Source organism: Nocardiopsis mwathae (assembly GCF_014201195.1).
GTDB lineage: Bacteria > Actinomycetota > Actinomycetes > Streptosporangiales > Streptosporangiaceae > Nocardiopsis_C > Nocardiopsis_C mwathae.
In genome coordinates this window covers 5,670,472-5,696,058 of record NZ_JACHDS010000001.1, presented here as the reverse complement: position 1 = coordinate 5,696,058, position 25,587 = coordinate 5,670,472, and the positions used below count along the sequence as shown (strand labels likewise).

The window sequence follows — 25,587 nt, the reverse complement described above, 5'->3', positions numbered from 1 at the left end:
CACAGGTCTGCTGAGCCGTGGTGTTACCCGCCGCTGTCGTGATCGCTTGCGAACGCTTCGGCGGCGTCCGCTGCGCTGAGCATCTGCGATGCCCAGTAGCGGGCAAGGTCCGGAGGTAGGGGGATGAGGTGGGCGAGCTGTCCGGGAGCGCTCGTCCACACCATGACCTGGTGGGTGGCCGGGTCCACGGCCGCACCTACCGATGGTGAGACGTCGGTGGTTACTCTGGGCACAGCCTCTCCTTTTCGGTTCTTGTGAGGGACTGGAGTGAGGTGTTGTGCGGGGCCGGTCCTGTCCGATCGGCCCCGTCATCGTGGTCAGCGTTGAAGTACTTGGCCAGCGGGCAGGGTCAGCTCACGCACCCTCCCCTTGGGGTCGTTCTCAGCTCGGGCAGGCACCGTCTTGTCGTCGATGCGGTACCCGCTGCTCGTCGGCGGGCTTGCGACGATCCAGCGCCGCCCGTGGGCAATGAAAGAGTCACCGACACACAGCTCATCGGCACGCACTTCCGTGATCTCCTGCTCGGTGAAGGCGGGGCGCTCGCCTCGGATACGCAAGACGGCGTCGCGCCCCTTCCCGGTGAGGCGGGAGTGCGCTCCGTCGTTGCGCCCCTGGTTTTCGATGAAGCCAGCGGCAGCGAGCCGCTTGAACGTCGCCGCGTTGACCGAGAGGACGGAACCGGCCCGGTCAGCGTTACGGCCGTCGAACAAGGCGCACAGCACGGAGCGCTGCACTGAGGTGAGCCGCTGCCAGGTCAGTGCGCCGGTTTCGTCACCGGCGTTGGCCGCGCGTCCGGCCCGGGTGATGCGGTGCGGCTGGCCGAATGCCTTGGGCATGGCGAAGCCGAGACCGATCAGAGCGACGATGGTGTTGGTCGGGACGTCGTGACGGAAGAGACCGCCGGGAGTGGTGGCAGCGTGGGCGAGTTCGATGCGCTGTCGGTCGGTCAGTCGGATGCGCACGAAGGTCTCCTTTTCGACATGGGTGAGGGACTGGGGGTGTCGAGATGGTGGGGGCAAGCTCTGTCCAACCCGCTCCCACCACGCGGAGTACTAGTTGTCGCTCATCTGGACGTGGGTCTGTCCGGCATGCAGGTGCCAACCGTCGAAGGCATCGGGGTGGTCCTGCATGGTCGCTTCGAGTCGAGCAGCAATGACGTCCATCGCTTCGGTTCCGGACCGGGTGACGCAGTGGGCTTCGATCAGGGCCGCGTTCTCGTAGGGGGTGACGGTGTATCCGAGGAGCGGCAGCGCTCCATCCGGGTCATGCAGCAAGGGAGCGATCGCATACCTGAGCTGCTCACCCACCCATCCTTGGTCGGGAAGCGTGGCCGAGTCAGTGTCCGAGGGAGCCTGAGCGAAGATCTCGACCGTGATCACGGCCATGACGAATCTCCTCTCCTGAGGTGTGAGGGACTGGAGATTGAGGGGGCCGATCGCTGTCCCGACCGGCCCCGTCTCGTAAGTTTTCGCTGCCCGGTGTGAGGTGGAGGGACTGTTACTGATCGCTGTGCCGACGAAGGAACTCGACCCAGCCCTTGGCGGCGCCCATCCACAGTTCGGCGCGACGAATCGGCTCGCTCAGTGAGAGGCGGTGGGCGGCCCGGAGCGCCTCCGCATAGTCCATGGCCTTGCCAGGCCTGAGCGTGAACGTGAGGATTTCCGGGACGTCGAGCTTGTCGTAGGTCCGCACCACGTAGGCGTGCTCACGCTCGGCCATCGCGACCGTTCTGGCGTACTGGTATTCGTCCGCGAGGGCTTCACTGACGAACTCTTCGGTGAGCGGTTCACCGTCCGGCGCACGGCATTGGGCAACGAAATCGTTCATGACCCGCTGTCCCGTGTCCGTGCAGGGGTGGAACTGCGCGCCGGAGCCGCGCCCGTCGTCAGCGATAGTGCCGAGTTTGACGATGCCGTCGCGGAGGACGGCTGACCAGGCGATAGCGCTTCCTTGGTCGACGTGCTTCATGCTGGTGACACGGATCCGGCCGGTGGGGACCCGCATCCCGGTATGCACAAGTGTGATCACGGTGATGGCTCCTTCATCCGGTTGAGGGACTGGAGTGGGGGTGAGGGGGCTGGTCGCTGTCCCGACCAGCCCCATGAGCGCTATGTGGTGTTCGTGGGCATCCCGTCGACGAAGACCAACCGCCACTCGGGAAGCGCGGCCCTGAGCAGTGACAGGGCGAGGAATTCAGTTGCCTTGCCGCCCTGGTCGAGGTCGTTTGCGCACATCACGGCCGTGAGAGTGGCGCCGTGGGGATGCACGTCGATGCGGAATTCTCGGGCCCACGAGGCTCCGTCCGGGCCCGTGAGGATTGCGCCAGCGGCCAGGTAGGCGCTCATCGCGCGTTCGATGGCGGTCGTTTCCTCGTGGCTCATTGGGCACCCATCTACGCGTCGGACGAGATGTGCGCGGTAGGTGAAGTCCTGCATTGCCGTCTCTCCTCTTGGGGGACGAGGGCCGCTCACGCGGCACTTACAGCACGAGCAGCGGGTGAGGGGGCTGCTTCCCCTAGAGCGCTGATGATCTGGTCGGCCACCTGCACGACGCGCTCAGCGCTGGCGTGTGCCGTCTCAGAGTCGCCAGCCCATCCCGCGACGTAGGGCACCGAATAGGCCAGCGAATCCAGTCCGGCCACATGGGTGACGATGCAGGCGACCGACTCCGCTTCCACTTCCAGGAGCGCGCGGGGCGTGGTTGTCTGGCGCTCTTCGTGCTCGCAGGCGATATGCGCCAGCTCGTGAACCAAGGTCTTGACGGCTTGGGCGTCCTCGACAGCGGAGCGGACGCGTACCGTACGTGTCGCCCAGCGTGTGAAGCCGTAGGCGCTTCCGCAGTCGCCGCGTTCCACGGTGAAGCCACGCTTGTTGATATGTGCGGCGATGCCGTCCCACAGCTGTTCGGGCGCCATTCCTGTCAGTTCTTGCGGTGCAGAGCCGTCCGCGCTGAGCAGGGGGTCGCCGTCGGTCTGGGAGACATCGAACACTGAGACCACCGTGAAGCCCCGTACCTGATAGCGCGGGTTGCCGCTGGCGTCGGTCTCTTCGTTGCCGTCCTCATCACGCGCCTTGTATCGGCACGGGGCGAAGATCCGGATGCCCTTCTCCCCCTTGCGAACGTGACGACCCGCCTCCTTCCATTGCGAGTAGGGACGGACATCCGTTGCGTCGGGGAACTGGGAGGTGATCAGCATCATGTTGTTCAGGGAGTAGCGCCGCAGCCACGCGCGAGAGGTGACCATCGCCTGCCACCCCTCGGAGGTGAGCAGTCCGTCTACGGCGCCCGACAGCTTGTCGTGTGCGGCTTTGATCCGTTCCCGCCGCTGCTCGGGGGTCAGCTTCGGTTTCCGCGAACGCATATGATCAATCCTCCTCATTTTGTATGGCGCAGAAAACACACGTGAATGCGTCTTCGCAGTGGCATTCCGCTTCGCAGGCGGAGCAGTCGTACAGGGTTCCGGGGAAGTGCGGATAGTCCGCGTGCAAGACTGGAGTATCAATCACTTTTGATCACCACACCTAGGGTTGAACTCCTATGCGGTTACCGATCACGGCTGGCATCGGAACATCTGCCAACCATGAACAGGAATCGCGAATCTGAGGCCAGGGAGACCGGGGTGAGAAACTGTCCGGCTTCACCCCGACTACTCCCGTCGGTGATTAACTGGGCTCACACCAGATCAGCCACGATTTGCGTTCCACTCAGGAACAGCGACTTACGTTGAAGGTCCGATTTCCAGGCATCGACCACGTCGCTTTTCGCGGTAGCCGGATCAGGAGCGACGCAAACGGCTTCGACCCAGACACCTTTCTCACTCGAAGCCACCAGGAACTCACGGATTCCTACGCCCCCGGTTCCCTTGGGCTCAGAGCATCGAAGAGAGCGCGCGGACTCGATAACGGCGTCGGACGCCGTTTCCGCCTCTGACACAGAGACCGGAAATGAATCGTCCATGGGGAGCAGGAGCAGGCGAGCGCGATAGACAGTCATGAGAGATCTCCTAAGAGCCATGAGGGGCCATCGGGGACGCCGCAACCGGCGCCCCCTCGGACATGGCTAGGGGTCGATACGGTAAGCAGAGAGGTCCGTCACGCAGTTGCCGTTTTCGTCGAACAGGCAGCACGCGAGGTATTCCGCGTGGTCGTTACACCATTCGATCTGTTCCGGCGTGTAGGCAGAGAAATACTCGTCGTCGGTGTCACCAGGTCGCACGGTGAGGAAACCCAAAGTTGCGGCGGCAACTTCGTCTTCCCTGGCACCGATGGGGCTACCGACATCGGTTCCGGAGAAGATCAATTGATCGCCGCTGAACAGCTCATACGACCAGTTCTCTCGCTGGGGATACGCTCCGGCGGGCTCAATGATCAGCGTGTGGGACTTGGGGGTGAATCCGTCAATGAAGAACGTGGACATAACACACCTACGGAACTACCGAGGGGCCAGTTCTGGACTACTCGAATCGAACGCCGCCACGCGGGCCAAACACCGCGCGTCGCTCAATGCATGACAGGTCGGGGTCAGCAGAGCTGTAGAGATCGATGTAGCTTTCTTCGGTCACGCAGGGTGTGCAGACGCTGCAGGGCTCACGAGACACGTACTCGAAATCCTGCAGCCACATCCCACCAGAGTCGTAGCGGGACCTCAGCGCACGAGCGGCATTATCGAGTGACCCGAAATACTCAAGATCCTCTTCACCGCTCGGAGAGTAGCCAGCGCCACCGTGCCAGATTCCATACCAGGACATGAATGCCCCTAATGGTTGCTTACGCTTGCTTGGTCACTTTTATTCATACCCCTACCGCAAGATCGCCTAACGCCAAAACAGAGGAATTCCCATGATTTTTTGGCGCATCACCATTGAAGGGGACGCGCAATCGGAGTCGCTGAAAGCCAGAGCGGACAACTGGAAACCCCGCACAAGTCACCCGCAACCCCACCAACCGCAAAGGAGGGAATGCCCAGGGAGTCGAAGTTGCATTAAACCAAAGACACACGTTCTATCCGCACGATAAATGGGGCGATAGAACCAGCCAGGGTTTCACGCACAGAAAAGGTCGATCAATCCGATCCACCCATCGCCACAGAGAGAGTTTGCCTAGGTGCTCCGCACCTGTCGGGAGGGGCACCGACCGACTCTGCGAGCCGCTGACCAGAGGCTCCGCAGCCGGATGGGTGGCCGCTCAAACAGATGGAGGAACCGGCCACCGAGACGAGAGTCCGACAGGTGGAGTCAGGGGAATGATTAGCAACCTCGGTTCGAGCGATTTTGCACTTGCAAATCTCGGATAATTCATTCCACGCGAGGACTCACACGCGAGAATTCGCGAGAGAAGCACCGCGATTCCTCTAATATTAGACTCTCCAACGAATAATAAACAAGCCCTATTTCGTGCTCTTGCTGACGTCTTCGATCAGGGCACGGATTTCGTCGGCTGGATCGGCCTCGATCGTTCGCAGCGCCGATTCATATTCACGATACGCCTTGATGGCGGCGTGGGTGTCGCCCTGGTCAAAGTGCAGTCGAATCAGAGCGTGGTGGACGTCGTCGTTGTAGGGGTCGATATCCACGGCACGCGTCAGCAACGTCCGCGCGGTGCCATAGCCGCTGCTGGCACAGCAGTGCAGCACAGCGTCAATGACACGTCGGCGCAAGCGGAGGCGGTACTCCTCGGCCCAGGCGTAGGCGCCCTCGGCGGCGAAGTCCTCATAGGACGCGATACGGCGCAGCACGTGCTGCGCCGCTGGTTGAGCGCTGTTCTCGACCTCGCTGAGGGCGGTCTCCAGCTCCCACAGATCCAGGCCGACCAACTGCGGGTTGAGCCGGTAGCGAGCGTTTTCGTGCAGGATGACGTGAGCGTCGGCGTCTCCGAGGGCGTCGCGGAGAGAGGTGCGCAGAGCGCTGGATGCGTCGTGGAAGCGCCTCGTGGCTCGGGCGGTGTTCTCGCCAGGCCACATGTCGTCGATGGCGCGTTCCAGCATCACGCCCTCGGGGTGGACGGCCAGGTAGGCGGTGACCTCGAAAGCGGTGTGGCGGCGCAACGTCAACGGTTCGCCGCGGACGACGATGCTGACCCGGCCGAGTACCTGGACGGCAACCGGAGGCAGGCCCTCGTCAGCCTGTGGTGACACTTCGCCCGCTGCAGGAGGCTGGTAAGGACGAGGTGCTGCAGCGGACGCGCTGCTCCCTCTCGGCACGTCGACGCCGTCGTCGCGAGGACGGTCTGGTGTCCGCGGCGGCAGAGCCGCGATCATCCGAAGAACGCTGTCCTGGCCCGTCCCGGGCCAATGGGCACCTTGGAGATAGTCCAGGTCCCGGCTCGTCGCGACGACCGTGTGTTCGCGGCTGATGGTGCACGAACCCGCAGGCCAGGGCCCGAGCAGGACCGCCGTCATATCGCTGTCCTGACGGAGCAGCGTTTCTATCTCAGACGTGCGCCCGGAGTCCGGGGTGGCGAGGAGGAGCAACGGCATCTGCGAACGCTCTTCTGTCTCATCACCGGAGGGCGCGAGTATGTCGTCGTCCGGATGACGTGCCAGGAAGTCGGCATGCATGAGCGTGATGGCGTCCTCCACGGATTCAGCGACCGTGACAGCGGGCGCCGCGCGCTCGGCGAGGAGGTCGGCCCCTTCCCCACCGAGCAGCAGGTTCAGATCCTCTACAGGGACGATGAGGCGAAGTGACGGTGTTCCGCCCATCGGCTGAAGAGCAGCGGAAAGGAGGCTGCGGGCGGCATCATGGGTTCCGGCACCGGTGATGCCGATGCCTCTGCCCAGATCGACCACGCTCCGCGTGTCCATCCTGAGCGCTGGACCAGCCGCTGTGCCCGGCGTCGGTGGTTCCGCGGTTGCTGCAGGGACGTCGTCGGCGACCTCCTCGGGCACTTCTGCGGGCTGAGCGCGACCTGATGTGGGCGATGCGGTGCGTCGGCGACGGCCGAAGGCGAAGCCGGCGGCGACGCCTCCCGCTGCCGTCGACACGAGCAGCAGGCCGGACGGTAGCTCCAGGACGACGACTGCACCGTCCTCTCGCTCGTTAGCCGCGGCGCCGCCCTGCTCGCTATCCGGCGCCCTGCTCTCGGGTTCAGGTGCCTCCGCTGCTGGACGGGTCGTGACGGTGTAGGCGATCTCGACTCGGCGCTGAGCCGCGTCTGGGACGTCGTCCAGAAGCCGATCAGTGCCGACTCCACGGGCCTCCACAGCGGGACCTCCGTCCCCGAGTTGCGTCCGCAGAACTTGCGCGACCGCCTCCGCGCGGCGCTGGGAGAGCTCACGGTTGTAGTCGGGGTCACCCGAAGCATCGGTGTGGCCGGTGATGACGATCGGCGCGGTGGCAGCGCCGTGAGTGCTGATCATGTCCACGACCGGGGTGAGATCGTCCTGCATCTCCTCGCTCAGACGGTCAGAGTCGTAGGCGAACCCGTCGACGACGCGCTTCCGCTCGACCAACCCTTGAACTGACTCGCCTACCGCAGGTTCGCCGCTGTCCTCCGCCGTTGGCTCTTGAGGAACGGGAGTCTCCGCGGCGCTGGCCTCAGCCACTACCGCTGACTCCGAGGGAGCGGCGTGGGCGGTTGAGGTGGAGAGAGTAGCGCCGATCGCGGTGGCTGCCACGATCTGCAGCGGGCCGAGCCTCCACGCAAGCGGTCGGCCTCGGAGCCGTCCGGCGACTTCGACAAGGAGCGCGAGCAGGTAGAGGCCCCACACCGTCCACAGTGCGATGATCAGCAGCGCGGTACCCAGGCCGGGCGGAAGCGATCCCCCGCGCAGGTGCGCCATCACGGAGACGTAGGAGAGGTCAAGCTCGGGCCACGCCAGGAGGACGATGGCCGCATACGGCAACCCGACTAGCAGAGCGAAGGTGACCACCAGGGCACTGAGCTGGCGGATTCCTCGGACCATGGCGACCTCACCTCATAGCCGGGATGTTCATGCGCTGGTGTGCGGACTGGCGCTGGCGCTCCCTCGCAGAGCGCGGGTGCCCAGCGGGAGCAGGACGAAGTCGTAGTTCAAGCTGGCGATCACGGTGACGGTGTTGCCGTCGACCCGCACGGTCCCATCGGCGCCGGCTTCACGTAGGAAGTTCTGCGCAGCCCCGGCCGCGGCGCTCGCGTCGAGGGTGACGGTCGTGCCCGCGCGGTAGGCGGCCAGATCGATCTGCTGCGCGCCGACGCGGGCCGCCTCCTGAGCCAGGCCAATGGCGCGGCTACGGGTGCTCAGGGCCGAGCCGCCTTCCAGGACCACGGCGAACAGCAGGACGAGGGCCAGCGTGATGATGACGACGAAGGCCGTGACCTGCCCACGGTCATCTCTCCCGATCACGGCTGGCCCCGGTAGGTGTCGACAACCGCTGTGGCGGTGCCGTGAGTGACATAGGAGCCGGGAACGCGCAGGCCCGTCAGGTCGCCGAGCTCGGCGCGGCAGGTCAACCGTGCGCTGACCGTCGATCCGGGTTGCAGGCCGGATGTGTCGAGTTCGAGGCTGTAGGACGCGCAGCTCAGATCGTGCGTACGAAGTGCGTCCGCTGCCGTCCGATGCGCGGCGCTCTGTGCCGCTTCCGGGGTGCGTTGCAGGGTTGCGGCGCGCGCGGCGGCATGGGCGACGGTGTTCGCGGTGAAGTCGGCGGAGACGGTGCGGTAGGCGAGCACGACCAGGAGGGCGAACAGGACCAGGAGCGGGGTGAGCAGCGCCAGCTCGACCGATGCTCCGCCGACATCCCGCCGTTTCATGGCGCACCGACGAAATGTTCGACGGGGGCCGATCGCTCCTGCCGCACGGGCCATGTCAACCCAGGAAGCAGGGATGGGACCTCAGCCTGCACGGTAACGTGCGCGGTCGAATCAGTGCGCTCCACTTTCACCTCCAGGTCGGTGAGCAGGTCACCGCCGAGCTGGTTGGCGACCAGTTCGGCCTCGGCCTGTCCGCTCGCCTCGGTGGCGTCGAGGACTCGGGTGGCGGCCAGCGCGCGGTGAGCGATGGTCTCGGCCACGTGTCCGGCATGCGCCCACAGTGCGGTCTGGACGACGAACAGGACCAGGAGCAGGAGGAGCGGTGTGGCGATCGCGAGTTCGATGCTTCCCTGGTCGTCACGTGGGCAGGTTCGGGCCCGCATGTCAGTTCAGGGAGATGGATTCGGCCTTGTTCATGACGGCCTCGGTGATGAGGGCGAGCGCGCCCAAGGCCAGGATCGCGAGCAAGGCGATGACGACGACGGCTTCGGTGGAGTAGCCCGCCTCCGAGCGCGTGACAGCGAGGCGGGCGGCGAGTCGATGCATCATTGCTTATCCCCTCCGGAGGGCTTCAGAGGCTGGTCAGGATGAGGCTGACCGCGGGGTATCCGATCAGGATGAGGAACCCCGCGAACAGCACGACGACGGGCAGGCTCATGCGCTCGGTGGCGGATTGGGCTTCGGCGTCCATCTCGGCAAGGTGCTGAGCCCGTAGGGTCTTCGCCTTGGCGGCGAGGCTCGCTCGGACGCGGGCGCCGTCGGTTCCGGCGAGCTGGAGGCTGGCGGCCAGCTCACCGAACTCGGCAACGCCGTATCGTTCGCCGAGCTCGTGGAGGGCTTGCCATGGTGACTCACGTCTGACGGCCGCCGCGCGCAGTGCCGTTCGAATGCGCGTCATGGCTGGGGTGGAACTGGACCGGGTCGCGTCCTCAAGCGCGCCGGTCACCCCTGCGCCGCCGGCCAAGGCGACGACCACCAGGTCGGCGAACGCGACAAGAGTGTGCCGCATCTCCTCCCGGCGCTTCGCCGCCTCGTCACGCAGCGACAAGTCTGGAGCGAACCACATCACCAGCGCAAACGTGGCCCAGACGGCTATCGCGTAGGGCGAGAAGACGTCCACACCGACCAGCACGAGAACGGCGCCGAGTGACGGCGGGGCGGCCAGGCCGATGAACCCGGTCGTGGCCTTCTCCGCCAGGTAGCCGGGAACGTCGCGCTCACACACCGCGAGCCGCGCCCGCGTGCGCATGGTGGGCAGCCCCGTCGCCAGGAGCACGGGAACTCCGGCCCCGCCAAGCCGGGTGACCCACCCTCCTGCAGGTGCGGTGTCCTTCCGGGGAAGCGGCGCGGGCGGGTCGGCCAACAGCTCGGCCAGGCTGGGCCGGGCGAAGCGGACCATGATCAACACCCACACCCCTGCAGCGGCGAGTGCTCCGCCGACCGCGGCGATGATGAACGGGCTCATGACGCCGTCTCCGCGTGTGCTTGAGGGTGCAGAACACGGGGCCCGAGGTCCGTTCGGGCCAGCCGGGAGAGCCACACCAGCGCGATCGCCCACAGTCCGCCGATCAACGTGAGCACCAGCTGGCCGACAAGGCTGTCGTAGGGGGCGAGGTAGGCGGGGTTGAAGGCGAGCAGCACGATCGCGATGGAGAGCGTGACCGCGACGATGATGCGCATAGCGGTGCGGACGCGCGCCCGGCTCGCCGACACCCGTACCAGCATCGCCGCCTGCTCGCGCGTCGCCTCCGCCAAGCTCGACAGCAACGTTCCAAGGTCGGCGGCGTGCCGGCTCGCCGCGCTGGACAGCGCTGCCGCGACCAGATCCGCCGTCGGGATGTCGACGTCCCTGGCGAACTCCGCGAGCGCGGCCTCCGGAGCACGGGCGGTTCGCAGCTGCTCGGCCAGCTGTGCCACCTCGTCTCGGATCGGCGCCGGCGCGATGGGCGCGGTGGCGGCGATGGCGTGCTGCAGCCCCGAGGCTCCCGCCATCAGGTCGCGGATCTGTTCGGTCCACGAGGCCACCGCCTCGATCCGCGCGACCCGCTCCGCATGGCCGCGGTCAGGCCCCAGCAGGGATGGGAGCCACCATGCTCCTGCTGCGACGAGCAGGACCGCCACCGGCCACCCGGTCAGCACCCATCCGGCGATACCCGCGCCGATCGCACCGGCTAGCCGCACGACGCGGCTCCGATCCTGGGCCCACCCCTGCAGTCGTCGCCCGAGTCCAAGCCCGGGAGCGGCCGAGACACTGAGCATCATGAGCCAGAGCCCGAGGCCGAGAACAGCCCCTCCGGCCACTCCGAGCACCAAGCCGACGCTGTTCACGACGCCCACCCCTGGAGCTCTCCGCCCACGAGACGGTGGATGTCGAAGCCATGCTCAGCCAGCACGTCGACCGTTCCGGGGCTGGGTGGAGCAGCGGCAAGCAGGCTGCCGTCACGGGCACGGCGGTAGATCTCGTTGGAGACCACCCGCTGCCCTTCACCGCCCACGACTTCTCGGACGCTGGACACCATCCGATCGCCCGTAGGAGAAGCGGAGATGTGTACCACCAAGTGCACGGCCGCCGCGATCAGCAGCGTGGTCGCTTCCAAAGGCAGCCGCTCGGCGGACTGAGCCGCGTACGCGCCGAGCTTGGAGAATGCTCCCTCCGATGAGGCGGCGTGCAGGGTTGTGAGAGAGCCGTCGTTGCCCTGGCTCATGGCGTTGAGCAGGGGAACGGTCTCGCTGCCGCGGGTCTCTCCGACGATCACCCGGTCCGGGCTCATGCGCAGAGCTGCCCGGACGAGTTCGGCGACGGTGACCTCACCGGCGCCCTCCACGTTGGGCGGCCGGGCGTGCAGCGCCACGGCGTCCGGATGGGCGGTGGCGTCACGTTCGAGCCCCAGCTCGGCGACGTCCTCAATGGTGACGATGCGCTCGGACGCCGGGATCTCCGCGGCGAGCCCGCGCAGCAGCGTCGTCTTGCCCGCGCCGGTTCCCCCGGTGATAACGATGTTGCGACGCGCGCGCACCGCAGCTCGCAGCAGCGACACGAGGGCATCGTCGAGTGTCCCCAGATCCCGGAGTTTTTTCAGGGTGGTCGTGCGATACCGATGCCGCCGGATCGAGACGACCGGGACGTGGGAGACCTCCATGATGGCGTTCAACCGGGAGCCATCGGACAGCGGCATGTCCAGTATCGGCGCGGCGGGGTCGAAACGGCGCTCTCCGGCGGGGGATTCCGCGGCGATCCGACGCACCAGGGCGACCAGCTCCTCGGGGCTGGCCACCACGGGTGGGCGCTGTTCACGTCGACCGTCGGCGTGACGGACCCACACGGTGGTGCCGGTGAGATTGATGTTCTCGATCTCGGGGTCGTCCAGGAGTTCCTGAAGCGGACCTAATCCGCAGACCTGCGCTAACGCGCGGCGCGTCACGGCCTGTTCGGTGGCGGCATCGAGGACGGGGCGCCCTTGGGAGAGAGCGCGCTGAGCCGCTTCGTCGAGCACGTGGCGGATCACGCGCTCGGCGCGGTGCCGATACTCGTCTCCCACCAGGGCTTCGCCGTTGGCGACGGCCCCGCTCAATCGCCGCATCGCCTCGGCGGAGACGTACTGGGCCCATTGGAGGACGGTCTGGCCGTGATCGCCCGACAGAGCCGGACGCTCATGCAGTTGATCGCTCATGAGGCACTCGCAGGGGCGACGTCGTGACCGGTGCTGTCGGCCGTGGCGATGCCACTTGCGAGAAGGCGTACCGCGGTCAGCAGAGGGCGCCGATGCGGTCGGGCTGGGGACGCGGCACCCCGCAGGAACTTCGCCGCGGGTGTGTCCGTCGGGATCCGAGCCCAGACGGGGGCGCCGAGGGCCGCGGCGATCTGCTCGCTGCCGTCCGCACCGCCGGTGACCACGAGGCCGAGCCGCTGTACGCCAGTGCGGAGGGCCTCAATGGTGTCCCTGGCTCGCTTGAGCTGAGCGAGGTCGTCCTCGACGACCAAGAGCGCGACGTCGGCGAAGGCGGCCAGATGTGCCGCAGGGGATCGTGGCGTCAGCCGCCCCAAGTCGAGCACGCTGACCGAATCGCCCGCCGGGAGGAGGACAGAGGGGTTCTGGGCGAGCAGAGTCAGCGCGCCGGCAACACGGTCAGCGGTCGCGGGGGCCAGGCAGACACGTTGCCCGCCGGAGAGGGTCTGGGTGCAGTGGAGCAGTTCATCCCCGCGTTCAGTACCGACGGACGTGGAGCCGGAGCGGGCCGTAGCCGCCAACTCCAGGAGACCCGGCGAGGTCGGCATCCTCCGCCAAGCCGCGATGTCTCCGCCGGAGGAGTCCGCCTCCACCATCACGGTCGACGCGGCGGTCGGCCAGACAGCGGCCAGCGCCACAGCGAGGGTTGTGACCCCGGGGGCGCCACCGAGCGAGAACACCGCGATCGTACGGCTGTTCATCAGCGCCCCCTGCTTGAGACCGCCACCACGGTGAGCGCACCGGCCGACGCGGCACGGGCAACGTCCGCGGCATCAGACCGGTCGACCACCAGCTCCACGAGCGTGACGTCACCACCGCCCTGAACCGTGGGAGTGATCGACTGGACCTGACCCGAGATCGCCCGCCCTCCGGCGGGCGCCGAGACAGTGGTGCCGTCGTCGGCGCCATCGGTGCGGGCGTTGTCCTGGCCCTGCTCCGTGCTGATCAGAGAGACGTGGGCACCGTTACGCAACGACGAGGGAAACTGTGCCGAGGAGAGGCTGGCGCCGACGATCGCTTCATCGTCCTTCGGGTGATCCTCTCTGCTCCCCAGTGCTTCCTCGGTGATCAGGGCACGGTCACTGATCAGTGTGAGCACCGTCTGGCCGACCAGGGCGTCGAGCTGCGCAGCAGGGATGGCGGCGAGGTCCTCCGCCCCGGCGATCTGGGCGACTCTCAGGTCCCCCTGGGCCACAACATGGCCCGCGGGCAGAGTCCGCGCTGCCACTACCACCCCGCTGCGCTGATCCACCTGATCCAGGGCTGTGGCCATCGCCATCGCGCCGACGACCACCAGAGCGGCCCCGACAGCGAGCCATCGCCAGCGCCGCGGTCCCGCTCCCAGGAGCCGCATCGGCGTCCGGTCGTCGTTCGTCCGCTGTCTGGAATGAGTTCTGTCCGAAGCTCCTGTCATCTGACCTGAACTCCCTCTCTGCAGTTCAGGGTCCCCCGGTCACCCCGTGGATTCCACCAACCCCTGAGACTCGACAACTTCCAACTCCGCGGCGGTGGAAGTAACGAGCGGGTCCAGCTCGCCACCGCCGCCCTCCGATGACTCCCACGTCACGGTCCACGTGACGGCCAACCTCACGGCGTACACACCCTGGGATGCGCCGACGGACGCGCGCCTATAGGTGTGGCCGCACTCCGGAGATTCGCCGGCGGGATCGTCGCGGCCGAGGTCGAACGGGACGCCCGGTCCATCGCATGTCACGGTCGTACCGTCGCCCATCGACCAGCGCGCGGTGCGCGGCGCGGCGGTCACCGAAACCGATCCGCCGGGGACCGACGCCTGCGCCGATACGGGACGCCAGGTGCCGTCATCGACCCACAGCCACACCGGAACTTGCACCAGTACGGGCCCCGAGCTGGGGGAGGTCGAGATCTCCGCTGTGGGCAGTACCAGCGAGTCCCGCGCCTGGTTCGCCACGGTCACCGGATCCACTGGAGCCGTGTCTCCGCCTGGTCCGGCCTGGCTGAAGCTGGTCGTGCATTCCTGCTCCCGGGGCCCGAGCTCTTCGCAGTTCGGCTCGGCTTCAGCAGCTGCCTGGGCGCCACCATGATCGCCCTGGCCGCTGGTGTTCGCACCGCTTCCGCCACCTGAACCACCGCGCCCGGAAGAACTCTGCCCCGATTCCGCACCGACCTCGCAGCCTGGCCCGGAGGAACCGGTGCCGCACTCGGTGTGCCCGGAGAAATAGTCAGGATCGGCCCACACGATCGCCGGGCTGGCGACGATCGCGGTGGCTGCCGCCGCGATGACGCAAGGTCGCCTTGCTGCCTTCAGCATGTTCCCTGCTCGAAGATCCGCAGACTGGAAACCCGCCATGCGAGCCCGTCGTAATCGGCCGTCGCCTCGATCTTTCGCAGGATCGGACCATCCGGAGCCTCTTCGGCCAGCTCACCTGTGTCCGCGTCCTCGCGCAGCCATTCGCTGGAGTCCATGCAGTCCTCGATCTCAGCGGACTCCTCGCGCTCATCGAGCGAGACGACTTCAGGTGAGAACGTCGGCGCACCGCGTGCCACGACGTTTTCGTCCGACTCCGCGCCCAGGCCATGCTGGGCAAGCTCCAACGCCTGGCCTTCGGCGAAGCGATCGAGATCAGAAGAGTCCGCCTCGGTGGTCCGCGAGATCTCCACCACCACGCTCCACATCCCTTCATACGCCTCCAGCGCAGCCTCCTCCGCACTCGGCTCTGCTTCAGACGGCGCCGGAGACGGCTCGGAAGTCGGCAGCGGTTCGTCCTCGGTGCCCAGCGCACAGGCATTCAGCGTGACCACCAGCACCACGCCGCCGATCAGTACGGGACCACGAAAGGGAAAGATCATCGGCTCCCTCACAACGCGACTCAAGCCCCCGGGCACACTCGCGCATGGGGAACGGACACTAATCCACATAGGCACATCTGCCAATAGAAAATACGCCCAAGTGATACATCCCTTACCAGAAGGCAAGGCGACACGAGAGGTTTGATTGAACATTGAACGTTCAGTCGACTTCTCTAGAGAGGGGCTTCATTCCAGGCGGTATACCAACTTTGAGATCATCGTTGCAACCCGACTCCTCGCGAGTGGTTTTCAATGATCATGCTGGACAGGCACCAAATCGGAACACAATGCAGCCAGCCGGGGTGCAATGAACTGCACCACCACAGTTGAAATCCATGATTCAGATGACTTGGCCACCATCAAGCAGATCAGAATTGATGCGATGGCTGAACACCCCGCCAGGTCGAATAACGAAAATAGACTTGACGTATTGAATTGACCAGGGGTGGCTGGCCGACCGGAACCCCGGCCGCACACAGTCGATGCGCAGGCTGCAATTTCCAAAGGCGCGCCAATAAAATACTTTCCAATTCATTCGGACGGTGCAAACAGTCGCGCAATGAATTATCTCCGCGCCTACACTTTTATTGCCAAGCGCGACGTGGGGCGCGAGAGCGCTACTAGCTGCACTCCCGCGCCCCTGCCAGCTGACCTCCCCCGCTACGGGTGGCCAGACGAACAGCGTGCGAGGTAGCCGGTTCAAGCAACCCAGAGACGCCAATGACCACAAACAACATCAATAGTAAGATCTTGTCCATTGGTCACTATTGCCGAGAACCTTGAAATAACACCCAGATTCCGACATCCGGGATGAACTGGATGATGTTCTCCGCTTGGGGAACAGTCTGCCGCATTCTGCATTCGCAACAAACCAAGATCAACAAACTCCGAACAGTAGACGCGCCCGGTCGAACAGGCGGCGATGCTCTCCATTGCGCCTGAGATCCGCGTTTTTCCAGTTCACAGCAGATCGTCAGATCTAAACCATCTACATCGCTGCAGCGTCGAACAGAGTGCAGTATGAACCGAACGAGTAAAGTTGCCAATCTCGTCCCCTTCTTCCGGTTCCGCATGGCAGCCTAGGTTCTGCCTGATGGGCCGCTACCCCAACGGCAGCATGCGAAAGTCCGGTTCGGTCTGCCTCTTTCCCATAAGGGCTGGCCATTGCGACACATAGGAGACGACAATGACGTGTGTTGATGGGCCTCAGTGCCTCTGCTACCCGAGCCGTGAGAGCTGGCCGTACTGTGCTCTGGCCTTCCTGACGGTATCAACGTTCGCCACGATCGGGCTCGGCTATGACCTCGCCACCGTGCTGGTCATCGTGCTGGTGGTCTTGACCATAGGCCCCCGGGCGATCTCCCGCCTTCACCGGAGGTGAGGTCCACAGCCGTATGGAAGGCCGCACAGGCTGAGTCGCCCGCCTTCAGAGACCTCAGGGCGATAACCGATCCGGAAGAATTTGACGCTCTGCCGCCGGAAACCTTCCTCCGGCACCTTGTAGTCGTGCTGTTCCTGCGTAGCCGATACCGTATAGAGCAACTGGAGCAGAAGGCACCCGAGGCTGTTGGATTCCTTCGCGGCGACTTCCATACGCGGCATACGAGCCGAAAGACAACGAGACGCCGTCCGCAGTCATCCACTCCTAGGAGAAGACCATCCCCTGAGAAAGAGTCTGCTGATTTTCGGTTCGCTCCATGGGGCGCTGTACTGCGGACATTGCAAGCCCTCGGAGCACGCGAGGAGGACATTTACCTCGCAGTCGAGCTCTACGACAAGATGGCCGGGAACGTAAAAGTGCGTGGAAAGCCAGAGAATGTGCACACCATCGATGCCCTCATCGAGGGCGTATTAAAACTCCGCGACGCTAGCAACGACAAGCGCTTCAGAACAATGGCCGAGCGGTCATGGATACGCCTGCCTGACGGTCGGAGAAAGGGAGGATACAGCGCCAGCAGACTATGTGAGATGGTCCGCCGCAACCGGGCAACCGGAGCGTACCGTGTTCCGACCGAAGACCTGTTTCGCGCCTTCCTGCGCGCGTGTGACTGCAGCGACCGTGAAATCGACGCCTGGTCGGAAGCCCTACATCGGGTAAGCGCACAGAATCAGGCACAATAACCGTGTGCCCGGCGACCCCTGTCGGGCACACGGCCAGCTAATAGCATGCAAGGTCTCTTGAATGTTCGTTTCCTAATGGAGATCTAGTTGTTGCTCCTCGTAGGAGCGATGAGGACCACCCGGCCCAGCGACACCGGCAGGCAGTGCTCCGGTTGTTGCTCCTCGTAGGAGCGATGAGGACCGGCGGCCGCGCACCGCTCCCCCCGCTGTCCTCCGAGTTGTTGCTCCTCGTAGGAGCGATGAGGACCTGGACGAATTCAAAGACCGCCTAGGCGTGGCCATGTTGTTGCTCCTCGTAGGAGCGATGAGGACGAGATCACTGGGGCCTTCCACGCCTGATGAGTAGCCGGTTGTTGCTCCTCGTAGGAGCGATGAGGACTGGCGCCGGATTCTCGGCGTGCTTGTAGAGCAGTGGTTGTTGCTCCTCGTAGGAGCGATGAGGACCTGTCGCCAGTCTCAAGGCCCGCCTGGAGGATGCGTTGTTGCTCCTCGTAGGAGCGATGAGGACAACCGGACGAACCCCCCACCGCGCCCGCAGCTACGTGTTGTTGCTCCTCGTAGGAGCGATGAGGACCCAGTCCTCGCGTTCCTTCCTCGCGTACTGGGAGGCGTTGTTGCTCCTCGTAGGAGCGATGAGGACCGCTGTGTCAGTGGACGTCGTCGTCCTCTGAGAAGAGTTGTTGCTCCTCGTAGGAGCGATGAGGACCGTGACATCCACCGTGGTACGCGTAGTACCACCACCGTTGTTGCTCCTCGTAGGAGCGATGAGGACCCAAGGGTAAAGCCGCAGCTGGGAGGCGGTCCAAGTGGCCATTGACGCCCAATGATTTCAGCGATCCTCCGGTAGTGCAGCCGGCCCCGGCGCGGCGCTGAAATCTGGGGTGTCGGGCCCACGCGAACCCTTGCTTCACAGGATGTCGCTCGGCGCGTCTCGCTCCTGGCCCCAGGTCACCCGTTGGGGCACAGCACCAGGAGGCAATGTATAGGCGATCACGTGGTCGTATTCATCGTCGATAAGATCCTTCACGTCTCTTTGAAAACGCGTGAACTGTGCTGGGCTGAGCTGCCCCTCGAAGACGCTGCGCTGGACATGGTGCAGGTAGCGGCGGCAGGTCCGCAGGATCTTCGGGTTGCGTTCGGCAGCCGTGTCGTACACGACGATGATGTGCACCCGGACCTCACCACCAAATCCGAAACGGCTTGTAGCTCTCGCCCTCCAGGCAGGTACGTGTCAGACGTAGCGCTTCCAAGTACAGCAGTTCGTCATAGGCCACCTTCCGATTTAGCTCACGATGAGTGACGGTAGCTGCGAGCTCGTCCCGGACCGCTGCCACGACGATCTTGCGTCCCGTATCGCTGAGCATCGCCTGGTTGCTATCGGTGTCGAAGTGATGTTCCTTGAGCTGGTTGCGCGAGGCCATTCGCAGCAGCAGCCGCTCAGCGAATAGCGGTTTGAACATCTCCGCGAGATCCAACACCAGGGAGTGGCGCTGGCGCTCCATGGTGCTGTGGAGGAACGCGACCCCGCTATAAAGCGGTGTCAGCCGCACTGCGGTCAGCACGCGGGCGTAGACGATGCCGTTGACGTAGCTGATGAACGCGTTCCCCGCGTTCCTGGGTGGGCGACGACTGCGGCCGTGCATCTGCAGCCAATCGGGAAGCTTGGTGTCCAAGACCTCCCACGCGGATCGGCGGAAGGTACCTTCGGCGCCCATGAGCTCGTCCGAGCTGGTCGCGTTCTTGATGCTGGCGGTCAGGGTTTTGTAGGGAGCCGCGAGCAGGTCGCGGTCGATGACCCGACGGACGTTGAACGCCGTAGCGTGCACGATGTCACGGGCGATTCTGGTGCGTGCTTCTGGATCTGTGGCCAGCTGTACCTGTGCGATGACCGTCTCGCCGGACGTCGCGTTGTCGGCAGCGGCCAGCGATCCCGCGTAGTCACCGTAGTAGCTGAGCATGTGCACGTTGATGCTGTGCTGGTTGAGCAGGCTCACCACCGCAGTGTTGACGTCGATTGGCTTACAGGCGATCACGTCGCGGACGTCGGTGATGGGGATATGGACGTCATCGCCGTGCTCGCGTTCGATGAGCAAGGACTGGTCCTTGCGCCGGATCCGGCAGCTCGATGTCAGCCAGTAGGTGCGGGCAGCGGTCGGCATCACAGGCTCCAGCAGTAGTCGTAGTAGCTGCATCCTCGGCAAGCCGACCGCCGAAGCCGCTCGGGGGCGGTGGGGGCGGCGACTGTGTCGAGAACAGCGGCGATATCGTCCTGGGCCCGCTGATCCCATTCTTCGGCGTAGGGAAGCCGTCGGGTGCGGCGGGTCTTGGGGTAATGCAGGACCGCCCCTTGAGCCTGGACTCCTACCTTGCGTAGCCGGTAGCAGTAGTGGATGGCCTGGGCTTCATCCGCCGACGAGGGCCGGCTGGAGGACTTGATCTCGTGTACCCACAGCTCACCATCGAGGTCGTCGAGCCGGGCGGAGCCGAGATCAATGGGGCTCGCTCGGCGGTAGGAGGTGGCGTGGACGGCTTCCCCGAGCTGGACCGTGGTGCTGAGAGCTTCGGGTCGCAAGCCTCTCGCGTACAACCAGAGCTGGCGGCGGCAGTGGTGGAGGTACTTGATGTGGACGCCACCGACGTCCCCGTTCGTAATCACACCAGTTCCCCCGGCACGTAGGTCGGTCGGCGCGGATCAGTCGCCCTTTGCATCGACCGCAGGCCATACTCGCTGTCGTATGTGGCGTCGATGACCAGCACGTCGAGGTCCTTGGCCCATCGTCCGCACGAACGGGCGTAGTCCGGTAGCGGAATCAGGAGCTGGGAGGCCAGCAGGCGACCGGTGCCCGGCTGCTCGCCGGGGGTGCGCTCCGCTCGGCTGAGAGCTCGGCGGTACTCCGCCTCGTCGCCTTCGAGAATCCCGTCGATTCCGTTGAACATGCCGTCGAAAGCCCGAGCCAGTTCGGCGTTGTCGTCGAAGGGCTGAAGGAAGGTGAGGAAGCTGTCATGGAAGAGCTTCCGCGCGTCCTCCACCTGGGCGCGCCATTCGCTGCCCCAGTCGCTGGAGTACACCTCATTGAGCCAGTGGGTGAACAGCCGCTCGTCCAGGCATCGGCCGTCGTGGCGGGTGAGGATCTCCCAGCCCAGCTGTGTGGGGGCCTTCGGGTAGACCTTGTCTGCGAACTCGTCAGGACCGTTGTGTCGGGGAGCGTAGTGGGGGTGGTGCACGATCACCGGCGCAGGCTCATTCAGCCACCCGAGGCGGTTGGTGCGTCCGAAACGTTGGATGAGCGCTTCTAAAGTCGCCGCGGACGTGTGCAGGAGGTCGAAGTCGACGTTGAGCGAGACCTCGACCACCTGGGTGGCGACCAGCAGCCCTGGTCGGCGGGGACAGGCCCCCGCCCCATAACGCCCCTGCAGCTTCCTCTCGATCTCTGCGCGGTCCTGGTTCTTGAAGCGCGCATGCAGCAGCAACGCCGCATCAGGCCCGAACAGGTCCCGAGCCACGGGCGCGAGCTGCTCATACAGGAAGCTGGCGTCGGCGACGTTGTTGGCGATGACCGCGACGCTCTTCCCCGACCGCAGGGACTGTTCGATTTCCTGGAGCGATTTCGGGTCGGTCAGGTGAGGTTCGCGCAAGGCGAGGCGGTGCCGGACCGGCCACGGATGCGCGTCATCGGGCTCCACGCAGTGCAGTGTGCCCTCAAGGACCTCACCAATGGCTTCCTCCAGGGCTTCGGGGATGGTCGCTGAGATGATGCCGATCCGGCCGCCCAACTGCTCCCACTGGCGCATCATCGCCAGGACCATTCCGAGGCGCTGGGGGTCATAGGCGTGGAGTTCATCGAAGATGAACACCGAGTTCGCGGCGTCGAGCAGGGTGGCGGAGTGCGTGGTGCCGCCCAGTGCCCCGCGCAGCAGCGGGTAGGGGGTGGTCACGCGCAGCAGCTCTCGATACAGCCGGCTGGCGTTGGCTTTGGCGATCGCCCGTGAAGCACGACGGCGCTGTGCCGTGCCCTTTCGGCTGTGGCCGGCGCGGTCCTCGCCGTGGTCGCCATCGGGTTCGTCGTGCTCGTCGCACGAGGCGTGGGTCATGTGGAAGGCGGCCGCGCGGGAGTGGGTAATGCCGATCCGTTCGAGGCGGGGATCGTCGAGGTCCTCACCGAGGCGGGTGGACATGGCGTTGATGGAGGCCAGGTAGGGCAGCGTGTAGAAGAGTCTGGGAAGTCCGCGGCCGTCATCAGTCAGGTCGGTGATCTGGGTGGCGGCCCACAGCAGGCCCGCTTCGGTCTTGCCGCGCCCGGTCGGGGCGCGTAGCAGGGTGTGGCCGTGGACGTGTTCAGCCTTCCACTGGTGGGAGAACAGGGTGCGGCCTTGGGCGAGGAAGCTCCACCGGATCATGTCGGGGTAGTCGGGCGGGAGCGGGTGGTCGATCAGGAGTTCGCTGTGTGCGGAGGCCACGTGGTCGGCGAGGGTGACGGCTCCCTGGAGGAGGACCGCCGCCATGCCGGCGGCATCATCCGGGCTTTCGTCTTCCCATTCGTCCCTGACCCGGTGCAGCAGGCGGTATGTGTCGTGCGCGAGCTGCTCTGCGGTAAGCGGGCCTTGTGGAGGGGCCACACCCGCCTGATCGGCGAGCCAGACGGCCAGCTCGGTGGCCGCGCGCTCGTTGATCGGTCCGAAGTGCTGCTGCACCTGCTCTGGGCTGAGCAGGGCAGTGCACTCCTTGCGGATCGACCGTTCACCGCCCGTCAGTGGGCGGTGGTGGGTCAGGGCGCCGAGGCCGACCCAGATCCGCTCTTCTTCAGAGACTTGCGCGAGGACGTGTTCGATGAACCCGAGGGAATAGATCTCATGGCGCCTCCCCCACGGCTGCTTCGGGGGCGGGTTGCCGACCATGCGCTGGAACCCGTCGGGGATCTTTCCAGGGTCGTGGAAGAGACAGGCGAGCAGCGCCCACGTCCAGAAGCGTTCGGGCGCTGAGGGGATCCGGCCCAGGCGGGTGCGGACCGTCTCCAAGGCGTCTCGGGTCAGGCTCAGGTGCTCGGTGAGCAGCTCACCCCGGCCGCTTCCCTGTTCGGGGCTCTTGGCCCAGACACGTTCCAGCTCGCTCATCGCGCGCTCTGTGCGATCGTGTCGGGGTGCAGCCCGTCGAGCAGCACCACTGCCTGGCCGGTCTCGGTGCTGTAGGTCGACTCCACCACCGTCGAGCTGCCCGATGTGGCGTAGCGGTAGGTGCCCCACCGGGTCCGGGCCCGATCGCGGCTGATCGCCTGCGGCATGCGCAGCAGCGGCCCGGACCTGGACACCGGGGCCGGCAGTAGCGCGTGTCCTTGTCGACCGGACTCTTCCTGGAGGCTGACGCAGCGGGCCCGGCCGGATGCCAGGTCCTGGCTGCGCCCGAACCGCAGCGGCCACACGGGCCGACGGATGGCCTTCTCCCACATCTCCAGGTGATCGATGAACCACAGGGTGAGCGTGGCGTCGGCCAGGAACTCCCGGTCCTTCGGATTCGGGGTGGTCTTGGCGCCCTTGGCGTCCAGCGGGTGGTAGGTCTCCAGGTCGGTGCCCTGCCCGCGCGCGTGAAACGCCACACCGACCCTGGTGTCGAGCGGCATGGCGTCCCATCCGCCGACCGTCGAAGCCAGCAGCCCAGCGACGGTGGAGGGGGCGGGACACGGGAGGGTGACCTGCACACCTGCGTACAGCGGGTTGCGGAACGAGACCACCGGGGCGGTGATCGTGATCTCCAGTGCAGGGATCACGCCGACTCGTCCTCGAACCAGGAGTCGAGCTGCCCGGCCTCGATCTGCTTGGCCAGAGCCTGCAGGACCACCCGGGGGTGGTCGATGACGACTTCGCCAGCGGCGATGTCCTCGGCCAGCTCGCGGCGCACACTCTCACGCTGATCACCGAGGAAACCCGGTGCCCATCCGATGGTGATGGGCCCATCGAGCTCCTCGTGCCAGGCGCGCTTCTCCTCGATGAAGGTGGTCAGGTCGAACCGGGCGCTCTTGTCACCCATGGTCAGAACCCGGGTGAAGGGGTTGTTGCCGCCCTTGAGAGGTGCGAGCAGCACCAGTGCCGGCGAGCGGTCGCCGTAGTGCAGGGCGCGATTGGCCCCGCCCTGCATCTGGGCGAATGTGCGCAGGAGAACTCCGGTACGGCGACGTCGCTCCTCGATGGGCAGGCGCAGACACTCCACGCCGCGCAGCGTCGTCGCGACCGCACCCGCCGAGGTCTTGGCCTCCGCGGCGGCTTTCTCTCCCAGGGCGCGGCGCAGTCCACCGCCGTTCTGTTCGAACGTCCCCACCCGAGGCAGATCGAAGAGGACGTCGGCGGCCAGCTCGGCGGTGTAGTGCTCATGTTCGTGGATCACCGGGTCCTCACCCGAGGAGAACCCGCGGCTCATCGTGCCGAAGTCCTGGGTGATCCGCTTCGACGCCAGCGAGACGAACGTCCCGGTCGCCAGCACGGTGTCGCGCTGATAGCTCTCCTTCTTGACCGCGACCATGTAGCCGAACAGGTCGTCGTCGAGGTACTTGTCCGGGCGCCCGTCGGTGTAGGCCTGCTGCTTCTTACCCGTCCCGGAGCGGGTCACCTTCGAGCGTTCCTCGGTCGCGGGCAACGAGTCGCGCAGCCAGCGCCGGAAAGCCTGGGCCGACACGTAGGGGAAGCGCTCCCTGCCCACCAACAGGGACTTGACCCTGGCGACGTTGTCCTCGCCGCGGCCGTTGTTGGGGGCACCTGCGGTGATGTCCAGGGCGATCTTGCCCACCAGGTAGGTCACTGGTTGTTCTCCGCATCCAGGTCGTCGTCGAGCAGGTGGTCTTCGTCGGCAAGGGGTTCGGGCTCGGCTGCCCGCCACTTGGGGTCGAGTTCGTGGAGGTGGTTCAGTACGCCGATGACGAGCAGGTCCCTGTGGAAGAACACCTGGTCATCGGCGTCGAACAGCAGTCGCCACTGGTACTCTGTGATGAACGGCTCGGCCTCATCGGTCCGCAGCGTTCGGTGAATCGCCTGGTTCTGCAACCACGTCCGTAGGGTGGAGAGCTTTCGGCGGGCCTGCAGGAACTTCTTGAATTCCGTGTTGTCGTCCGCGCGGTTCACATGGTGGGCGATGCGCTGGGCAAGCCCATCGATATGGCGGAGGTCGGCATCGGGGACCATGAGCACCTTCTCTGCGTAGGAAGAACACACCTCGGCTAGCTCTGGTGTGGAGGCCGGAGGCATGCCGGAGTCATCAGCACAAGCCATCAAGTGGCGGGCCGTCGTCTGCAGGACACGGTCGGGGTAGTCAAAGAGGTTGCGGGCCAGCACCGACCGGCCAGGGACCTTCTCCCAACGATGGGCACGGCCCAGCAGCCCCGTCTGCTTTCTCGTCAGCGTACGGATCCACTCCGACGAGGGCTGGTTCATCGTGTGCGACCGAAGGTCCTGCTCCTTGTTGCTGTTGGTGAAGACCAGCAGCTCGACGCCCTCGGTGACCGTTTCCTCGTAGCCGCGTAGACGGGAGAGCCCCGCGAGTTGGCGGGCATAGGCGTACATCGTCGTGCCGGAGAAAGGAGTCAGTGCCCGCTTCCGCGTCCGTCGGACCTGGAACGTCGTCACGGCACGCAGGAAGTCGTCGTCCCAGCTGTGAAGCGCCGTAGCCCGACCGCCGCCGATCTCGCACCCGTAAGGCAGCGCATACAGGCTCAGCAGGCAACCGCGGCACAGCGCCATCCCGTCGTGCCCGGGGATCGTGGTGTTTCGGTACGACGCGCTCTCCGCCAATGGGACACCGGTCTTGCCGAAGTACCCGCATGCAGCGTGGTCGCAGAGCACGCAGTGAGCACCGATGGGAACATCACGTTCGGGAATGCGACGCCACTCATGGAGCTTTTCCTGCAGCTGAGCGCCCACCAGGCTCTTGCGATTGGTGGTGTTGATCGGACAATTGGGCCAGAACAGGTAGCTGACCCCAAGCCAGAAGCCTCCCGGCGCCTTGGAGTCGGCGACGCGCGTCGTGCGTTCGAGATCCGCGGTCATGTTCTCGTTCGCCGCGCGCAGCTCATCGGGGGTCAGCTGCTCGGGATGCTTGAGGTGTTTGGTTCGCACCGAGCGCTGATGTGCCAGAGATGTCAGGGCGAAGGCACCGATCCGCTGCATCGGGTGAGCTGTCAACCGCACTGACAGCTCCG

General features: G+C 65.4%; 28 protein-coding genes and 1 CRISPR repeat array. Of the genes, 1 reads left to right on the top strand and 27 read right to left on the bottom strand.

Annotation, left to right across the window (positions count from 1 at the left end):
- Nucleotides 1-23: 23 nt before the first annotated feature.
- From HNR23_RS25045 to HNR23_RS24950, 20 genes are all read right to left on the bottom strand, one after another.
- Entirely contained in the window at nucleotides 24-233 is a 210-nt protein-coding gene (locus tag HNR23_RS25045; RefSeq protein ID WP_184079338.1) for a hypothetical protein, read from the bottom strand.
- 84 nt (nucleotides 234-317) lie between these two features.
- On the bottom strand, nucleotides 318-962 hold the full coding sequence (locus tag HNR23_RS25040; protein WP_184079336.1) for a hypothetical protein: 645 nt from the start codon (nucleotides 960-962) through the stop codon (nucleotides 318-320).
- A gap of 90 nt (nucleotides 963-1,052) precedes the next feature.
- Entirely contained in the window at nucleotides 1,053-1,385 is a 333-nt protein-coding gene (locus tag HNR23_RS25035) for a hypothetical protein (RefSeq protein ID WP_184079334.1), read from the bottom strand.
- A gap of 112 nt (nucleotides 1,386-1,497) precedes the next feature.
- On the bottom strand, nucleotides 1,498-2,028 hold the full coding sequence (locus tag HNR23_RS25030) for a hypothetical protein (RefSeq protein ID WP_184079332.1): 531 nt from the start codon (nucleotides 2,026-2,028) through the stop codon (nucleotides 1,498-1,500).
- An 80-nt stretch (nucleotides 2,029-2,108) separates the two neighbouring features.
- Nucleotides 2,109-2,381: a hypothetical protein gene (locus HNR23_RS25025; protein ID WP_184079330.1), complete on the bottom strand. Its 273-nt coding sequence runs from the start codon at nucleotides 2,379-2,381 to the stop codon at nucleotides 2,109-2,111.
- Between the two features lie 86 nt (nucleotides 2,382-2,467).
- Nucleotides 2,468-3,361: an ArdC-like ssDNA-binding domain-containing protein gene (locus HNR23_RS25020; RefSeq protein WP_246421858.1), complete on the bottom strand. Its 894-nt coding sequence runs from the start codon at nucleotides 3,359-3,361 to the stop codon at nucleotides 2,468-2,470.
- 311 nt (nucleotides 3,362-3,672) lie between these two features.
- A complete protein-coding gene (locus HNR23_RS25015) occupies nucleotides 3,673-3,993 on the bottom strand; it encodes a hypothetical protein (RefSeq protein ID WP_184079327.1) in 321 nt (106 codons plus the stop codon).
- A 66-nt stretch (nucleotides 3,994-4,059) separates the two neighbouring features.
- Entirely contained in the window at nucleotides 4,060-4,416 is a 357-nt protein-coding gene (locus tag HNR23_RS25010; RefSeq protein WP_184079326.1) for a hypothetical protein, read from the bottom strand.
- A gap of 969 nt (nucleotides 4,417-5,385) precedes the next feature.
- A complete protein-coding gene (locus HNR23_RS25005; RefSeq protein ID WP_184079323.1) occupies nucleotides 5,386-7,902 on the bottom strand; it encodes an OmpA family protein in 2,517 nt (838 codons plus the stop codon).
- Between the two features lie 27 nt (nucleotides 7,903-7,929).
- On the bottom strand, nucleotides 7,930-8,322 hold the full coding sequence (locus HNR23_RS25000) for a pilus assembly protein TadG-related protein (protein WP_184079321.1): 393 nt from the start codon (nucleotides 8,320-8,322) through the stop codon (nucleotides 7,930-7,932).
- The gene (locus HNR23_RS24995) at nucleotides 8,319-8,729 is read right to left on the bottom strand and encodes a TadE/TadG family type IV pilus assembly protein (RefSeq protein WP_184079319.1); all 411 of its coding nucleotides are present in this window, start codon (nucleotides 8,727-8,729) and stop codon (nucleotides 8,319-8,321) included. Before HNR23_RS24995 ends, HNR23_RS25000 begins: the two co-directional genes overlap by 4 nt.
- On the bottom strand, nucleotides 8,726-9,112 hold the full coding sequence (locus HNR23_RS24990) for a TadE/TadG family type IV pilus assembly protein (protein ID WP_184079317.1): 387 nt from the start codon (nucleotides 9,110-9,112) through the stop codon (nucleotides 8,726-8,728). Before HNR23_RS24990 ends, HNR23_RS24995 begins: the two co-directional genes overlap by 4 nt.
- Nucleotide 9,113: 1 nt before the next feature.
- A complete protein-coding gene (locus tag HNR23_RS24985; RefSeq protein WP_184079315.1) occupies nucleotides 9,114-9,278 on the bottom strand; it encodes a hypothetical protein in 165 nt (54 codons plus the stop codon).
- Nucleotides 9,279-9,300: 22 nt separating this feature from the next.
- Nucleotides 9,301-10,194 (bottom strand): type II secretion system F family protein, encoded by an 894-nt coding sequence (locus HNR23_RS24980; protein ID WP_184079313.1) that lies wholly within the window; start codon nucleotides 10,192-10,194, stop codon nucleotides 9,301-9,303.
- Nucleotides 10,191-10,910: a type II secretion system F family protein gene (locus HNR23_RS24975; protein ID WP_394353807.1), complete on the bottom strand. Its 720-nt coding sequence runs from the start codon at nucleotides 10,908-10,910 to the stop codon at nucleotides 10,191-10,193. Before HNR23_RS24975 ends, HNR23_RS24980 begins: the two co-directional genes overlap by 4 nt.
- 143 nt (nucleotides 10,911-11,053) lie before the next feature.
- Nucleotides 11,054-12,400, bottom strand: coding sequence for a CpaF family protein (locus tag HNR23_RS24970; RefSeq protein WP_184079309.1), 1,347 nt, complete (start codon nucleotides 12,398-12,400; stop codon nucleotides 11,054-11,056).
- A complete protein-coding gene (locus HNR23_RS24965) occupies nucleotides 12,397-13,158 on the bottom strand; it encodes a P-loop NTPase family protein (RefSeq protein WP_184079307.1) in 762 nt (253 codons plus the stop codon). The genes HNR23_RS24970 and HNR23_RS24965 overlap by 4 nt, the downstream gene beginning before the upstream one ends.
- Complete coding sequence (locus HNR23_RS24960; RefSeq protein ID WP_184079306.1) at nucleotides 13,158-13,736, bottom strand: SAF domain-containing protein; 579 nt, start codon at nucleotides 13,734-13,736, stop codon at nucleotides 13,158-13,160. Before HNR23_RS24960 ends, HNR23_RS24965 begins: the two co-directional genes overlap by 1 nt.
- A gap of 174 nt (nucleotides 13,737-13,910) precedes the next feature.
- Nucleotides 13,911-14,393, bottom strand: a complete 483-nt coding sequence (locus HNR23_RS24955; protein ID WP_343070712.1) for a hypothetical protein — start codon at nucleotides 14,391-14,393, stop codon at nucleotides 13,911-13,913.
- 347 nt (nucleotides 14,394-14,740) lie between these two features.
- On the bottom strand, nucleotides 14,741-15,286 hold the full coding sequence (locus HNR23_RS24950) for a hypothetical protein (RefSeq protein WP_184079304.1): 546 nt from the start codon (nucleotides 15,284-15,286) through the stop codon (nucleotides 14,741-14,743).
- A 1,186-nt stretch (nucleotides 15,287-16,472) separates the two neighbouring features.
- Here HNR23_RS24950 and HNR23_RS24945 point away from each other — a divergent pair.
- The gene (locus tag HNR23_RS24945) at nucleotides 16,473-16,667 is read left to right on the top strand and encodes a hypothetical protein (RefSeq protein ID WP_184079302.1); all 195 of its coding nucleotides are present in this window, start codon (nucleotides 16,473-16,475) and stop codon (nucleotides 16,665-16,667) included.
- 826 nt (nucleotides 16,668-17,493) lie between these two features.
- Nucleotides 17,494-18,179: a CRISPR direct-repeat array (repeat unit 30 nt; unit sequence GTTGTTGCTCCTCGTAGGAGCGATGAGGAC).
- A gap of 135 nt (nucleotides 18,180-18,314) precedes the next feature.
- Here HNR23_RS24945 and cas2 read toward each other — a convergent pair.
- The 7 genes from cas2 to HNR23_RS24910 are packed head-to-tail and all read right to left on the bottom strand — an operon-like array spanning nucleotide 18,315 to nucleotide 25,555.
- Nucleotides 18,315-18,578, bottom strand: a complete 264-nt coding sequence (gene cas2 / locus HNR23_RS24940) for a CRISPR-associated endonuclease Cas2 (RefSeq protein ID WP_184079300.1) — start codon at nucleotides 18,576-18,578, stop codon at nucleotides 18,315-18,317.
- 7 nt (nucleotides 18,579-18,585) lie between these two features.
- A complete protein-coding gene (cas1b, locus tag HNR23_RS24935; RefSeq protein ID WP_184079298.1) occupies nucleotides 18,586-19,566 on the bottom strand; it encodes a type I-B CRISPR-associated endonuclease Cas1b in 981 nt (326 codons plus the stop codon).
- Nucleotides 19,566-20,063, bottom strand: coding sequence for a CRISPR-associated protein Cas4 (locus tag HNR23_RS24930; RefSeq protein WP_343070711.1), 498 nt, complete (start codon nucleotides 20,061-20,063; stop codon nucleotides 19,566-19,568). Before HNR23_RS24930 ends, cas1b begins: the two co-directional genes overlap by 1 nt.
- Nucleotides 20,060-22,519 carry a CRISPR-associated helicase Cas3' gene (cas3, locus tag HNR23_RS24925; protein WP_184079296.1) on the bottom strand — a complete coding sequence of 820 codons (2,460 nt, stop codon included), beginning with the start codon at nucleotides 22,517-22,519 and terminating at the stop codon, nucleotides 20,060-20,062. Before cas3 ends, HNR23_RS24930 begins: the two co-directional genes overlap by 4 nt.
- Entirely contained in the window at nucleotides 22,516-23,169 is a 654-nt protein-coding gene (cas5, locus tag HNR23_RS24920; RefSeq protein ID WP_221308243.1) for a CRISPR-associated protein Cas5, read from the bottom strand. The genes cas3 and cas5 overlap by 4 nt, the downstream gene beginning before the upstream one ends.
- On the bottom strand, nucleotides 23,166-24,194 hold the full coding sequence (gene cas7i / locus HNR23_RS24915) for a type I-B CRISPR-associated protein Cas7/Cst2/DevR (protein WP_184079294.1): 1,029 nt from the start codon (nucleotides 24,192-24,194) through the stop codon (nucleotides 23,166-23,168). The genes cas5 and cas7i overlap by 4 nt, the downstream gene beginning before the upstream one ends.
- Nucleotides 24,191-25,555 (bottom strand): hypothetical protein, encoded by a 1,365-nt coding sequence (locus tag HNR23_RS24910; RefSeq protein WP_184079292.1) that lies wholly within the window; start codon nucleotides 25,553-25,555, stop codon nucleotides 24,191-24,193. Before HNR23_RS24910 ends, cas7i begins: the two co-directional genes overlap by 4 nt.
- Between the last annotated feature and the right edge of the window lie 32 nt (nucleotides 25,556-25,587).